General features: G+C 52.0%; 13 protein-coding genes. 7 read left to right on the top strand and 6 right to left on the bottom strand.

Translation table 11 applies throughout. The features are described from left to right. Positions 1-156: 156 nt before the first annotated feature. The gene (gene nifA / locus V2P20_RS19045) at positions 157-1,698 is read right to left on the bottom strand and encodes a nif-specific transcriptional activator NifA (protein WP_331821151.1); all 1,542 of its coding nucleotides are present in this window, start codon (positions 1,696-1,698) and stop codon (positions 157-159) included. Positions 1,699-1,710: 12 nt separating this feature from the next. Beyond that, on the bottom strand, positions 1,711-3,309 hold the full coding sequence (gene nifL / locus V2P20_RS19050) for a nitrogen fixation negative regulator NifL (protein WP_331821153.1): 1,599 nt from the start codon (positions 3,307-3,309) through the stop codon (positions 1,711-1,713). Positions 3,310-3,622: 313 nt separating this feature from the next. On the opposite strand from nifL, the gene rsxA reads away from it, so the two are divergent. Genes rsxA through V2P20_RS19085 form a run of 7 tightly spaced genes read left to right on the top strand, consistent with a single transcriptional unit; the run spans position 3,623 to position 9,054 of the window. Next, the gene (gene rsxA / locus V2P20_RS19055) at positions 3,623-4,201 is read left to right on the top strand and encodes an electron transport complex subunit RsxA (RefSeq protein ID WP_331821155.1); all 579 of its coding nucleotides are present in this window, start codon (positions 3,623-3,625) and stop codon (positions 4,199-4,201) included. Positions 4,202-4,219: 18 nt separating this feature from the next. Continuing rightward, positions 4,220-4,771 carry an electron transport complex subunit RsxB gene (gene rsxB, locus V2P20_RS19060; protein WP_331821157.1) on the top strand — a complete coding sequence of 184 codons (552 nt, stop codon included), beginning with the start codon at positions 4,220-4,222 and terminating at the stop codon, positions 4,769-4,771. Between the two features lie 2 nt (positions 4,772-4,773). Next, on the top strand, positions 4,774-6,261 hold the full coding sequence (gene rsxC, locus V2P20_RS19065; protein ID WP_331821265.1) for an electron transport complex subunit RsxC: 1,488 nt from the start codon (positions 4,774-4,776) through the stop codon (positions 6,259-6,261). Then, positions 6,258-7,358, top strand: coding sequence for an RnfABCDGE type electron transport complex subunit D (locus tag V2P20_RS19070; protein ID WP_331821159.1), 1,101 nt, complete (start codon positions 6,258-6,260; stop codon positions 7,356-7,358). The genes rsxC and V2P20_RS19070 overlap by 4 nt, the downstream gene beginning before the upstream one ends. Beyond that, a complete protein-coding gene (gene rsxG, locus V2P20_RS19075) occupies positions 7,355-8,065 on the top strand; it encodes an electron transport complex subunit RsxG (RefSeq protein ID WP_331821161.1) in 711 nt (236 codons plus the stop codon). The genes V2P20_RS19070 and rsxG overlap by 4 nt, the downstream gene beginning before the upstream one ends. A 15-nt stretch (positions 8,066-8,080) precedes the next feature. Next, complete coding sequence (locus V2P20_RS19080) at positions 8,081-8,779, top strand: electron transport complex subunit E (protein WP_331821163.1); 699 nt, start codon at positions 8,081-8,083, stop codon at positions 8,777-8,779. After that, positions 8,776-9,054 (top strand): RnfH family protein, encoded by a 279-nt coding sequence (locus tag V2P20_RS19085; RefSeq protein WP_331821165.1) that lies wholly within the window; start codon positions 8,776-8,778, stop codon positions 9,052-9,054. The genes V2P20_RS19080 and V2P20_RS19085 overlap by 4 nt, the downstream gene beginning before the upstream one ends. Positions 9,055-9,348: 294 nt before the next feature. Here the strand turns inward: V2P20_RS19085 and V2P20_RS19090 are convergent, their stop codons facing one another. From V2P20_RS19090 to hxlB, 4 genes are all read right to left on the bottom strand, one after another. Further along, on the bottom strand, positions 9,349-10,335 hold the full coding sequence (locus V2P20_RS19090) for a transaldolase (protein WP_331821167.1): 987 nt from the start codon (positions 10,333-10,335) through the stop codon (positions 9,349-9,351). 463 nt (positions 10,336-10,798) lie between these two features. Continuing rightward, positions 10,799-11,503, bottom strand: coding sequence for a hypothetical protein (locus tag V2P20_RS19095; RefSeq protein ID WP_331821169.1), 705 nt, complete (start codon positions 11,501-11,503; stop codon positions 10,799-10,801). A 121-nt stretch (positions 11,504-11,624) separates the two neighbouring features. Next, complete coding sequence (gene tkt / locus V2P20_RS19100; RefSeq protein ID WP_331821171.1) at positions 11,625-13,619, bottom strand: transketolase; 1,995 nt, start codon at positions 13,617-13,619, stop codon at positions 11,625-11,627. 234 nt (positions 13,620-13,853) lie between these two features. Continuing rightward, a complete protein-coding gene (hxlB, locus tag V2P20_RS19105) occupies positions 13,854-14,387 on the bottom strand; it encodes a 6-phospho-3-hexuloisomerase (protein ID WP_331821173.1) in 534 nt (177 codons plus the stop codon). Position 14,388: the final 1 nt, after the last annotated feature.

Genomic DNA, 14,388 nt, shown 5'->3' on the forward strand with positions numbered 1-14,388 from the left:
TGCTCCTCATAGATTTCCGGCGTCCATAGTTCATATAAGAATCATGACAACGAAATGATCGCAGTTATTCCAAAGATCGTCTCACGAAAGGACTCAATCCGTATTCCAAGCGAGTCTTATCGTTCCCACGCTGGAGCGTAGGAATGATAAGGCTTGCTAAATCTGCTTCATGGCGATATCCAGCACCTGGATGCGATAGGCAATCTGCCTCGGCGTCATGTTGAGAAGCCTTGCAGCCTTGGCCTGCACCCAGCCGCATTGCTCCAGCGCAGCGATCACGCGCTCGCGGTCATCGAGTGTATCATCGTTGAGATCCACTGGCGGGCCTTTCTGGGGTTTGAGCGCGACGTGATGGCCGATTTCGTCCTCGAGCCCGGTATTGACCATGACATCCCTGTCGATGATGCCGTTGGGACTCATGATCGCGGCGCGCTCCAGGCGGTTGGCCAGTTCCCGGACATTGCCGGGCCAGTTGTGCTTCATCAATATCCTGATGGCGCTGTCTTTGATTTCCAGGTAACGTCCTCCCTGCTGGGCTGAGATCCTGCCCAATAAAAATTCGGCCAGTTGCGGGATGTCCTCGGTTCTGTCGCGCAAAGCCGGCATATGGATTGGCATGACATTCAGCCGATAATACAAATCCTCTCGAAACGTGCCTTCGGTGACTTGCTCTTCCAGGTTGCGGTTGGTCGCGGCGATGATGCGCACGTTGACGTTGATGGTTTTGGTGCCGCCCACGCGCTCGAACTCGCCTTCCTGCAGCACGCGCAGCAGCTTGGCCTGAAACGAGGCCGATATCTCGCCGATCTCATCGAGAAACAGGGTGCCATTGTCGGCTAGTTCGAAGCGGCCTTTGCGTTGCGCCAGGGCACCGCTGAAAGCGCCTTTTTCATGGCCGAACAATTCGGATTCCAATAGCGTGTCGGGCAGGGCCGCGCAGTTGAGTTTCAGGAACGGCCCGCTGGCGCAGCCCGAGTTGAAATGGATGGCGTTGGCGACGACTTCCTTGCCGGTGCCCGACTCGCCGCGTATCAGCACCGTGGTGTTCCACTTGGCGACCTGGCGGATCGAATCGAACACTTTCAGCATTGGCGCCGAATGCCCGACGATGTTTTCGAAGCTGTAATTCTTGATCAGCGCCTGCTTCAGATGATCGCGCTCGCTGAGCAGATCGCGCTGCTTGCGCTCCATGGCCCGAAGCATCTTGACGCTTTGCGCGATCAGGTTGGCGACCATCTCCATGAACCGGGCCCGCTCGCCCAGGAACAGGCTGTTGGTGGGCTGCGCCGCCAGCACGCCCACCAGCTCGCTTTTTTCCACATAAATGGGCGAGCCTATGAACGGCAATTCAGGATCATAAAGCCCCAATTTGCCCAGGAAGCGCGGCTCATCGGCCACTTTTTCAACGACAAGGGTACTGCCCGCGTCCAGTATGGTGCCGATCAGGCCTTCGCCGGGCTGATACCTGACCGGCTGGGCCGGCTTGACGGCGCTGTCGCTGTGTACGGCCGTGACGACCATGGCGTCGTTTTCCGTCTCGCGCAACGTGATCATGCCGGAGCGCATGCCCGATCTTTTATGCAGAATTTCCAGCACGCCTTGCAGTTTGGCCTGCAAGTCTTGGGTGCTGTTCAGTACCTGGCTGATCAGGTATAGGGTATCCAGTTCAGCTTCGATTAACTCTGTACGCTCAATCATGCTATTGACTCTCTATGCCGAAACTCTGCGCATGGGAAAACTGATAATAAAGCGGCAACCCTGATGGTAATTAGGGTCTATCTCGATCAGTCCCTGATGCTGGTTGATGATTTCCTTGACCATGACCAGGCCCATGCCGGCCTGGTTGCCGCCCATGGGTCTTGTGGTATAGAAGGGCTCGAATACTTTGGCGCGTTTGCCGGCGGGAATGCCGGGCCCGGTATCTTCAATGATGACATAAGCCAGATCGGCATCTGAATCGGTGGTGATTCTAAGCCGCTGCTCAAGGCAGTCAGACTGCACCATGGCCTCGATGGCGTTATCGATGAGTTGCTTGAACAGGATGCGCAGGCGATTTTCGGAGCCCAGAATCGTCGGCAAGGCCTGCATGGGCTGCCAGTGCACTTCGATGTCATGGCTCTGGAAACGCGATTCGCTGAGCAACATCATCTCATGCAGCACTTTATTGAGATTGACCGGCACAACAGCCGCCTGATAAATCTGCGGAATGCATTTTTTCATCATGGCCACGGCCTCTTCGCCCGATGCCTGAATCTGCCGCAAAATCTGCAGCAGGCCGTCATGCTGGGCGTCGCCTTTGTGCCGGATGATCTGCTCAGCCGCCCGGATCTGGTTCATCGGCATCTGAATCTGGTGCATGGCGCCCAGCAGCGTCTCCCGAATGCCGCGCACCCGCTCATCCTCGACCATCATGGTTTTCAGGGTCTGGATATGCAGTTCTTCCATCTGCCGGCGTTGCTTGGTGATGTCGGTCAGGGTCAGGATCAAATAGCGTTTGGAGTTGTCTTCAAAAAAGGCATCGGCGTTGATTTCTTTTTCCACAAACCAGTTGCCGGCACAGGAAAACCAGCGTACGCCCTGGCCGCGGGTTTCCACCCTGAACTCCCGGTTATTGAAGCCCTGTTCGGCGAGTTGCAGCTGCTGCCATAAATCGCCCATCTCATCGCGCAGCAGCTTCAGAAAAAACAGCGCCGGCTCGCCTTTGTTAAGATCGGTGACCAACGCTTTATATAACTGGTTATCCAGAATGACCCGGTCCTGATCATCGAGCACCACCATGGCGATCGGCGATGAATTGAGTACGGATTCAATCAGCAGTTTCTGATTGTGCACTTTTTTCTCGGATTCGTAGTCAGCGGTCACATCGCGATGCATGCCGATATAGTGCGTAATTTGCTTCTCGCTGTTCAGCATGGGCGTGATGGTCAGGTCAGCCAGATAACGATGCCCTGACTTATGCCGGTTAACCAACCGGCCATGCCAAACCTTTTTGCTGCTGATGGTGCGCCACAAATCGTGGTAGACATGCCGCGGCGTAGACTTGTCCGATAGCAGGGATTCGTTTTGACCCAGGATATCGGCCGGGTCATAGCCTGTGACCAGGGTGAATTCCTCGTTCACATAAAGAATGCTGGCTTTCTTGTCGGTAATGGAAATAGCGATAGGCGCCTGCTCGACCGTTTCGATAAACAGCCCACATGGCCCTCGGTTGTCGATGTCCTCTCCGAGCATAATGGCTTCAAGCTCTTTATTAATGCATTTGCCTTTACTGCTGTGAGTCCATAAAAATTGCAACGATGTTTTTTTCATACGTCATGTCGGGAATTGAACAATAGCTTAACCACTCAAGCAAAAATGAAGCCAATTTTTGTAAGGCAATTAAAAAATGAAAGGCAAGTATGCCGCATCACCTCTACCGCCTTATTGACTGCCCCTGACTTAATGTAAGGTTTGCGACACGAAAATTCCGGTCTGTGTTGTTATGTCCTAATTCCGACAGAATTTATGCACCAGTCTAGTGCATACCCGCACTCGTTTTAGGCATTTAGTCGGTGAATAGCTGTTTTTGTCAATCTGGCACATTTGATGCTGGGTTTTGAGCAAAAACAACTTGGAAAAAACAGTGAGTGAATATTTGTTACTTTTATTAGGCACTGCCCTTGTCAATAACGTGGTGTTGGTCAAATTCCTGGGGCTTTGCCCGTTCATGGGCGTGTCCAACAAGCTGGATACGGCACTGGGCATGGGCATGGCAACCACCTTCGTGCTGACGCTGGCGGCCATCGCCAGTTGGGTGATCGAGCATTTCATTCTGGCGCCGTTCCATATTGAGTTTCTGCGCATACTGGCCTTTATTCTGGTGATTGCGGCTGTGGTTCAGTTCACCGAGATGGTGGTCCATAAAACCAGCCCGGTGCTGTATCAGATACTGGGTATTTTCCTGCCGCTGATCACCACCAATTGCGCGGTCCTGGGCGTGGCCCTGCTGAACGTGCAGGCGCAATACGGGTTCATGCAAAGCATGGTTTTCGGTTTTGGGTCGGCCATCGGCTTTACGCTGGTCATGGTGCTGTTCGCGGGCCTGCGGGAACGCCTGGCCTTGATGAGCGTGCCGAGCCTGTTTGCCGGCACGCCGATCGCTTTTATCACGGCCGGAATCTTATCGCTGGCTTTCATGGGTTTCGCCGGACTGTACAAATAGCCTGCCTGAGAGGACATCATGTACATTTTAACTGCCATTGTAAGTTTGACGACATTAGGGCTAATTTTAGGGTTTCTGCTCGGTATCGCCGCCAGGTATCTGAAAGTTGAAAGCAACCCGATCGTCGATGAACTGGAAGCATTAATGCCCGGCTCTCAATGCGGCCAATGCGGTTATCCGGGCTGCAGGCCGGCAGCTGAAGCACTGGCCGCAGGCGAGGCGCCGCCCACGCTGTGCCCGCCCGGCGGCAGTTCGCTGGCCGAGCAGCTGGCAAAATTGCTGGGCGTGGAAGTCGATCTGAACGATGTACAAGACCCAGAACTGCTGGTCGCCAGAGTAAGTGAAGATACCTGCATTGGCTGCACGCGCTGCTTCAAGGTCTGCCCCACCGATGCGATCGTCGGCGCGCCCAAGCAGATTCATGCCGTGATCAGTGACGCCTGCATCGGCTGCAAGAAATGCGTGGCGGTCTGCCCAACCGAATGCCTGCAAATGCATCCGGTTGAAGTCACCTTGCGGAACTGGCGCTGGCCCAAACCGGCTGTTGCCGAAGGAGTTGCCACATGCTGAATCTGTCCGCCCTGTTTAAAGAGCCGCGCATTCGCGGCGGGGTTCATGCCGAGGCGCATAAGGCCTCGACCTCCAGCCAGCCTATCGTGATTGATTTACCGCTGCCTAAAAAACTCTATATCCCGTTGCAGCAGCATGTCGGCAAAGCCGCGGAACCGGTGGTCAGGGTCGGCGATCATGTACTGAAAGGGCAATTGCTGGCTCACAGCCAAGGCATGATTTCCGCGCCGGTGCATGCATCGAGTTCGGGAGTGATCATCGATATCGACGATTATCCGGCACCGCACCCTTCGGCGCTGCCGATACGAACGGTCGTGCTGGAAACCGATGGCGAGGACAAGTGGATCAGCGCTCCGCCTGTCGATGACCCGTTTCAACTGGCGCCCGAAGAGGTCAGCCTGCGCGTCGGCACGGCCGGCATCGTAGGCCTTGGCGGAGCCGCCTTCCCGTCGGCCGTCAAATTGAATCTGGGCCGTGAAAACAAAATTCACACGCTGCTGATCAACGGCGGCGAATGCGAGCCGTATCTGACCTGTGACGATCGCTTGATGCAGGAGCGCGCCGCGGGCATTATCGACGGCATACGACTGATGCTGCATGGCATGGAAACCGGACAGGCGATTGTCGGCATCGAGGATAACAAGCCCGAAGCCTATGCAGCCATGCGGAAGGCCGGCCTGCCCTACCGGTTCATCAAGGTTGAACAGGTGCCGACCCGTTATCCGATGGGCTGGGACAGACAGCTGATCCGCTACCTCATTGGCCGGGAAGTGCCGGCCGGAGGGCGCTCCGCCGACGTGGGCGTGATCATGCATAACGTCGGCACAGCCTATGCGGTGCACCGGGCCATCCGCTTCAATCAGCCGCTGGTCAGCCGCATCGTGACAGTCTCGGGCGGTGCCGTAGCCTCGCCGATGAATATCGAAGTGCCCATCGGCACGCTGATCAGTGAACTGTTCGCCTTCTGCGGCGTTGATCAGACAGCCACCAAACGCATCATCATGGGCGGGCCGATGATGGGCGATGCGCTGCCACATAGCCGCCTGCCTATCGTCAAGGCCTCCAGCGGCATCCTGGCCTTGACCCAGGAGGAGATCCGTAACAAGGCCCAGCAGCCCTGCATCCGTTGCGCGCAATGCGTCAGCGCCTGCCCGGCCGGCCTGCTGCCGCTGGATATGGCTAACCGGATCCGCAACAACCAGCTCGACGCGGCCGTCGATATCGGCCTCAAGGACTGCATCAGCTGCGGCTCCTGTTCTTATGTCTGCCCTTCCAACATTCCGTTGGTGCAGTATTTCAAATACGCCAGCGGCGAACTCGCGGCCAGGCAGCAGGCACAGCACAAATCGGAACACACCAGGCGTCTGATGGATGAACGCAATGCGCGCATGGACCGTATCAAAAAACAGCAGCAGGAAGAAGAACAGGCGCGCTTGGCGGCCAAAGCAGAAAGAGAACGTTTACAAAGCGAACAAGGGACATTGGCATGATTGTACACAGCAAGCTCAGCAGCGGTGCTCATATAGGGGCGAACACGACAGTCCAGCGCATTATGTGGCAGGTGATGCTGGCGATATCGCCGGCGACGGCGTTCGGGCTTTTCTGTTTCGGCTGGCCCGCCCTGAATCTGTTCATTATTACGCTACTGTCTGCCGTTCTGTTTGAAGCGTTCTGTCTGCGTCTGGCGGGCAGGATTGCCAGACCGGTGATCATGGATGGCTCGGCGCTCTTGAGCGGCTGGCTGGTCGCCATGACTCTGCCTCCGTGGGCGCCCTGGTGGATAGGCGTTGCCGGTTCCGGAATTGCAATTATACTGGGCAAGCAGGTTTATGGCGGCCTGGGACAGAATCTGTTCAATCCGGCCATGCTGGCCCGGATTGCCCTGCTGATTTCTTTTCCTATCGAAATGACGACATGGCCCAATGTCGCGCCTGTTTTCTCGGCACACGCGCCCGGCCTTATCGAGAGCTGGTCAATCACCTTCTACGGCCTGGGCGGCATGGCCTCTGCCGATGCAATGACCGGCGCGACGACGCTGGGCTATATCAAGACCGAATTTTCGCAACAGCACTGGCTGCCGGACATCCTGGCGGATCATTCCATTTTTCTGGATTTTCTGGGCTGGACGCGCGGCAGCCTGGGCGAGACCTCCTCGCTGCTGCTGGCTGCAGGCGGAATCTGGCTGATCCGGCAGGGCGTGATCAAGTGGTATATTCCGGTTTCTCTGTTGCTGACTGTCACGGTACTGTCAGGCATTTTCCATTTGATGGATGGACAGCATTATGTTTCACCGTTGGTGCACTTGAGTTCGGGCGCTTTGATGTGCGCCGCGTTTTTTATCGCCACGGATTATGTCACATCGCCGAATACACCGGCAGGACAGCTCGTTTTCGGCGCAGGCTGCGGGCTGTTGATCTTTGTTATCCGCACTTGGGGCAATTATCCCGAAGGCGCCGGTTTTGCCGTACTGCTCATGAATGCAGCGACGCCGCTGATAGACCATTACATGCGGCCCAGGATATACGGCCGCTATCGCAACGGAAAGCCTTTGGCGCAAAAAGTCGCTGTACAGGAGCATAAGCAATGAAATCTGATGCGGACCACATCAAGTGGTTGGCCGAAGAAACGGTCGCCTATAAGGAGTTCCTGAAACGCTGGCTGGAGCCGTCGAACCTTGAACGGCTGAGGCCCAGATTGGCATTTCAGACCGGCATTCTGGCCGGATTCGCCCTGATAGCCAGCTTTTTGCTCGGCGTCACCCACTGCAGTACGCGCGATGCCATTCAGCAGCGGCTGGATGAAGATTTACAGAAATCACTGGCAGAAGTTGTACCGTCGACATTGCATGATAATGATTTGCTGCAGGATACAGTAACTGTCCCGTCCGCTGAAGACAACCTGGGCGCCAATGAAACGACCGTTTATATCGCCAGAAAAGCCGGGCAAGTCAGCGCGGTTTGTTTCAAGCTGGCCGCGCCTGACGGCTATTCAGGAATAATCAATATGGTCATAGGCATAAACCGCGATGGTGAAATTCTGGGCGTACGCGTCGTCAATCATGCCGAAACACCTGGCTTGGGCGATAAAATCGAGACCGCGAAATCAAGCTGGATACTGGATTTCAATGGCCGATCCCTGCTTGGCCTCGCCGATGCACAATGGGCAGTCAAAAAAGACGGGGGCGTTTTTGACCAGTTTGCCGGCGCAACTATTACACCCCGCGCGGTTGTAAAAACCGTTCATCGAGGCTTGCAGTTTTTTAACCGGCACCGTAACGAATTAATCGGCTCTTAAATAGAAGGTGGTTATATGTTCATTTCCGAAAGCTATCGAAAAATAATGCGGGACGGTATCTGGGACAATAATATTGTATTCAGCCAGTACCTGGCATTGTGCCCTTTACTGGCTGTTACGGTTACAGCCACTAATGGATTAGGCATGGGGCTGGCAACCCTGGCGGTGCTCATCAGCACTAACGCCATCGTTTCGGTTACGCGCCATCTTATTCCTTCGGAAGTCCGTATTCCCATTTTCGTACTGTTGATTGCCGCCGTGGTGACCGTCGTGGATATGCTCATGGATGCCTGGCTGCATGAACTGCATAAAGTACTGGGCCTTTTCATTCCGCTTATCGTAACCAATTGTGCGATATTGGGGCGCGCCGAATCGTTCGCTTCCAGGCAGCCTGTTGCGCCGTCCTTATGGGACGGCCTCATGATGGGATTAGGTTTCACCATGGCCCTGGTCGTCTTGGGCGCAGCCCGGGAAATTGCCTCGGCCGGAACATTATTCGCCAATGCATCGTTGCTGCTCGGCGATGGTTTTAAGTTTATAGAATTAACTTTAATTCCTGATTACAAAGGCTTTTTGTTGATGGGGCTGCCGCCGGGCGGTTTCATTATGCTGGCGTTTATCATTGCCGGCAAACGGCTGCTGGACCGGAAACTAGCCGCGAACAAGGCGCAGGCGGCATTATTATCCGAAGCGATACCGGAGGAAATACGATGAATGTGGGCGTATGTTACGCACAGGCTGATAGGCAATTATGGCTGCGACTGGAAGTGCCTGATGATTGTACTGTGGAAAAGACCATCCATCTGTCGGGGCTATTAGTCCATTGTCCTGAGATCGATTTGAGCAAGCAGAAAGTCGGCATTTTCGGCAAAATCGCCAAATTGGACGCCACTGTCCAGGATGGCGATCGCGTGGAAGTCTATCGTCAGATCACCGCAGATCCCGCGCAGGTCAAACGGCGTAGAATCAATGAAGCTGCTCAATCTTAGAAGCACGAATCAACAAAGCGTATTGGCAGTTGCCAAGCCGCAACCGGCTCATATATTCAGGCTACTATGAGAATAGGTATTTTCAGCCACATGCGGCCTAATCAGCGTTTCAGTGCAGGTGGAGATTGCGGGAAATGCAATAAAGATGTTAATGCTATGCTTAACGCCAGCCAACGATGAGAATGCGGGATTTAGTATGATTCATCACTCCCATACTTAGTACGGGAGTGATGAACAAATTTTATTCGACTGTTAGTGTGATAAGTTGCTTACAGCCGGATAAACTCAAGGATATCAGCCTTCAAGTACAGCCAGTCTGTCTGCAAGCAGCTTCTCGAGCGTTTCCAAGGCTTTTTTGAAGCCGTCGATACCTTCTGCCAGTTTTTCGTTAGCCATACGGTTTTCGGCATGCATGCGATCGAAAGTGGCTTTATCCATAGTGATTTTTTCAATTGATGCAGTGGCCGCTTTTTGTGGATCCAGCTTGCGTACCAATTCACCTTCGGTAGCTTGCAATTCACCCAATAAAGATGGAGCAATAGTCAACAGGTCGCAACCGGCCAATTCTGTGATTTCGCCGATGTTACGGAAGCTGGCGCCCATGACTTCAGTTTTATAACCAAATTTTTTGTAATAGTTATATACATCAGTAACTGAAATTACGCCTGGATCTTCGGCAGGCGCATAAGAATCGCGGCCGGTATCTTTTTTGTACCAGTCAAGAATACGTCCTACAAACGGAGAAATCAGGGTAATGCCATTCTCGGCGCAAGCAATCGCTTGGTGCAAGCCGAACAACAGCGTCAGGTTACAGTGAATGCCTTCTTTTTCCAGTACCGCCGCCGCCTGAATACCTTCCCAAGTTGCTGCAACCTTGATAAGTACTCGCTCGCGTGAGATACCTTGTTCTTCGTACATCTTAATTAACTGACGACCAACAGCGATAGTAGCTTCGATGTCATAAGACAGGCGTGCGTCTACTTCAGTAGAAACGCGGCCTGGAATAACTTCGAGTATCTTAATCCCGAAAGCAACAGCCAGACGTTCGAAAGCAAGATTAGCAACCTCTGCTGCCGATGCGCTGCTGCCCAATGTTGCTCTAGCACCTTTCAATGTATCGTCAACGATACTTTGATATTGAGGCATTTGAGCAGCGGCAGTAATCAATGAAGGATTGGTTGTAGCATCGCGTGGTTTGAAAGTTTCGATGGCCTGGATATCGCCTGTATCGGCTACAACCACGGTCATTTCCCTTAGTTGTTCAAGTAAGTTCTTTGCCATAAATGGTACCTTTCGTTTTCAAATTAAAAAAATCCGCAGAGCCGCTCATTATAATCAAAATATAATAAAGAATGCACTAGTTAGACTGTGAGCGAACAACTTACCATTGAAGTAAGTCCGTGAACATATCTTACCTCAATCCTAAGTTAAGAAATATCGGGATTGTAATTTCTTTGTGACGTTCTGCTCCGAAATGGAGTCGTTCCGGCTTCAAGCGATCCAGCAACGATTTTTTACCCACATCCGTGTATCAGGAGGCCACTGGCGTGAATCAGTATTGGCCAATGATAACTAAGCCATCTAAGTGTGGATTTTCCGCTTCTCGTCAAGAAAAGGCCACTGCCCTCGAATAGTCGGGGGCAGTCACACACCAATCGAGCCCACTTAAGCACTCTTGCTTTGAGTAGGAACCTAGTTCTCTTGGATTCGGGGCAGCGGATATGCCCCGGATTTCAGGTATGTATTAACCCTGTTTGCGCAGATATTTTTCTACGCCAGTTGCATCTGCTTCTGCTTTTTTATCCAGATACTTGGCAACACCAGTCACTGGAGCCGCAGCAGTTGCCACTTCTTCAGACGCAGCCTGTCTATTCAGGTATTTGGTAACTCCAGTTGCTGAAGCGGCTTCCTGTTCTTTCAGGTATTTGGCAACACCGGTAAGTCCGCCAGTAGTGTCTCTGGTATATACAGGAGCAGGTCTTTCAGCTTGAGCTTTAGGTTTTCTGCCAAAGAAAAACAGCCCAGCCAGTGCGAATGCGCCTAAACCGACTAAATAGTTAGTCATTGACTGTTCTTCTTTCTTTTCTGTAGTAGCTACCGCGCCAGTAGATTCTGCCTCGCCACCAGAAACTGATTCAGAAGCAGCTGGTTTTGATGCTGGAGCAGAAGGAGCTGATGTAGTGTGCTTGTACTCGGCATCTTTATAGACAACTTGCGGTTTGAAAGTGGCCGCAGGATAGTTTGGATCTGGTTTAGCAGTTTCTGCAGCAACTGGTTTAGATTTCGCAGCCGATGCAGATGGGGCGGCAGCCTGATGCTTATATTCAGCGTCCTTGTACAGAACTTTCGGTTTGAAATCGGATGCTGGATATTCTGTTTCTGCTCCCGCTATAGGACTTGCCAGCAGCAGCGCTGCAAGCACGCCTGTCGTCAAATTATTCTTTTTCACGTTGTTCACCTATGAGTCGTAATAAACGGATCGGGCCCCTTTAAGGCTGGACGGGCAATTGGATTCATCCAGATATAAAGGGGACCCTCGCCAAATTTACAGTGTATATATTACTTTTAAATTAAAGTACTGCTTCTACGTTTTTGACTACGTTTTCAACGGTGAAGCCGAACTCTTTGAAGAGTACTCCCGCTGGCGCTGACTCACCGAAGCGATCAAGGCCTACGATCTTGCCGTTGGTGCCCACATATTTCCACCAGCCAATGGTCACACCCGCTTCCACAGCCACACGTTTGGTCACGGCAGATGGCAATACTGACTCGCGATAGGCTGCATCTTGAGCGTCGAAAATGTTAGTAGAAGGCATAGAGACCACACGGATTTTCCGTCCTTTAGCCGTCAACTCTTCCGCTGCTTTTACCGCCAGCTCAACTTCAGAACCGGTAGCGATGATGATAGCCTCAGGTTGGCCATCGCTGTCTTTCAAGACATAGCCGCCACGGGAAATGGCGCTAATTTGGTCTTGAGTGCGAGGCATGTGTGGCAGGTTCTGACGTGAAAATACCAGAACCGAAGGGCCATCCTTACGCTCAATGGCAGATCTCCACGAGACGGCTGTTTCTACCGCATCGCATGGGCGCCATACGTGCATGTTTGGAATCATGCGCAAAGTAGCGGTCTGTTCGATCGGCTGATGAGTCGGACCGTCTTCACCCAAACCGATAGAGTCATGAGTATAAACAAAGATCGAACGGATCTTCATCAATGACGCCATACGGATCGCATTGCGTGCATATTCTGAGAACATCAGGAAAGTTGCACCGAATGGGATAACGCCGCCATGCAACGCCAAACCGTTCATGATGGCTGACATACCGAACTCACGTACACCGTAATTGATGTAATTGGCATGCGGTTTATCTGCACGCATTGGTCTGTAACCGGACCATTCAGTCATGTTAGAGCAACCTAAATCAGCTGAACCGCCAAAGATTTCAGGCAATATTTTTGCGTAACCTTCAATTGAAGCCAGTGAAGAAAGACGTGTAGCCGTAGTTTTAGCTTCCGCATTAACGGCGCTGACAAAATTGTCGGCTTCGGCTGTCCAGTTGCTTGGCAACTCGCCAGACATACGACGCTCATATTCGGCTGCTAATTCAGGATAAGCTGCTTTATAAGCAGCGAATTTTTCATTCCATTCCTGTTCAGCTTTAGCGCCTTTGGCTTTTGCATCCCAGCCTGCATAAACATGAGCTGGAACTTCAAACGCATCATGGTCCCAACCTAAAGCAGCTTTGGTCAGGTTGATTTCGTCCTGGCCCAGAGGGGCGCCGTGGCAAGCGTGAGAACCTTTTTTGTTAGGTGAGCCGAAGCCGATTGTTGTCTTGCAGCAGATCAACGTAGGCTTGTCGGTCATGGCTTTAGCCATCTCGACTGCTTTATGAATAGCTTGCGAATCATGGCCGTCAACATCGGGGATTACATGCCAGCCATACGATTCAAAGCGCATTGGCGTGTTATCTGTGAACCAGCCTTCAACATGGCCGTCAATGGAAATGCCATTGTCGTCCCAGAACGCAATCAGATTGCCCAATCCCAAGGTGCCCGCCAATGAACAAGCTTCATGCGAGATGCCTTCCATTAAACAACCGTCGCCCATGAACACGTAAGTGTGGTGGTCAACAATTTTATGGTCGGGTCTGTTAAATTCAGCAGCCAGCGCTTTTTCAGCGATAGCCATACCGACAGCATTGGTGATACCCTGACCTAATGGACCAGTAGTCGTTTCAACGCCGGGAGCATAGCCATATTCAGGATGGCCTGCTGTTTTAGAATGTAATTGACGGAAATTTTTCAGATCTTCGATAGACAGATCATACCCGGTCAGATGCAACAGTGAATAAATCAGCATTGAACCATGACCGTTGGAAAGAACGAAGCGGTCGCGGTTTGACCATTTTGGATTGGTCGGGTTATGGTGCATGAAGTCATTCCACAAAACTTCAGCAATGTCCGCCATGCCCATAGGGGCACCTGGGTGACCAGAATTTGCTTTCTGTACGGCATCCATGCTCAAAGCGCGTATGGCGTTCGCTAATTCTCGGCGCGAAGTCATATTCTTCTCCTTAGAGATAAGTTTCTAAAATGTTTACAGACCAAAACCCGGATATTATGTCTCTTTACCGTTTATTTTACGGTTACGATAAAGAGAATAAATTATCCGAATTTTGATCTGCGTTGAGTATAAATGAAGAATTAATCAGCCTTATCAACTTTGTCACGACATAATTTCGATATCTGACTCTGATACGGTTAAAAGCGAGTGGCGATCGCCACTCGCTTTTCAACGCTACTCTAAGTTAGCGTGTCTTGACCTCATCTCTTCTTCAGGAATTCCTTTTTCATGGATCACATGAGAAATTAAGGCTTCCAAAAAGAGCAATGTGGACAATTCAAATACCGTTCCCATTGGCATACCGATAACTTTACCATATTGTTCAGAAGTGCCGATTTGGAATACCGCATCTGCCATATCGCCAATGGTTGAGCCGTTTTTCGCCGTGATTAAAACAATTTGGGCGCCTATTTCTTTAGCACGTTTGGTGAAGGCCACCAATTGTTCAGTTTCTCCGGAGCCTGAGATAATGATCAACAGGTCACCTTTTTTAATGCTCGGCGTAACAATCTCACCAACGACACTCACATCATAACCGCTGTGCATCAGTCTCATGGCGAAGAATCTTCCGATCAAACCTGACCGGCCTGCGCCTGAAACAAAAATGCGAGACGCTTTATCAAGCATCTCAGTCAGCTGTACGTCGTATGAGTCGTCTGTAGCTGCCAGAATACCGGAAATTTTATCTATGATAAGTTGCTGATGCATA

Source organism: Methylobacter sp. Wu1, assembly GCF_036553575.1.
Classification (GTDB): Bacteria; Pseudomonadota; Gammaproteobacteria; order Methylococcales; family Methylomonadaceae; genus Methylobacter.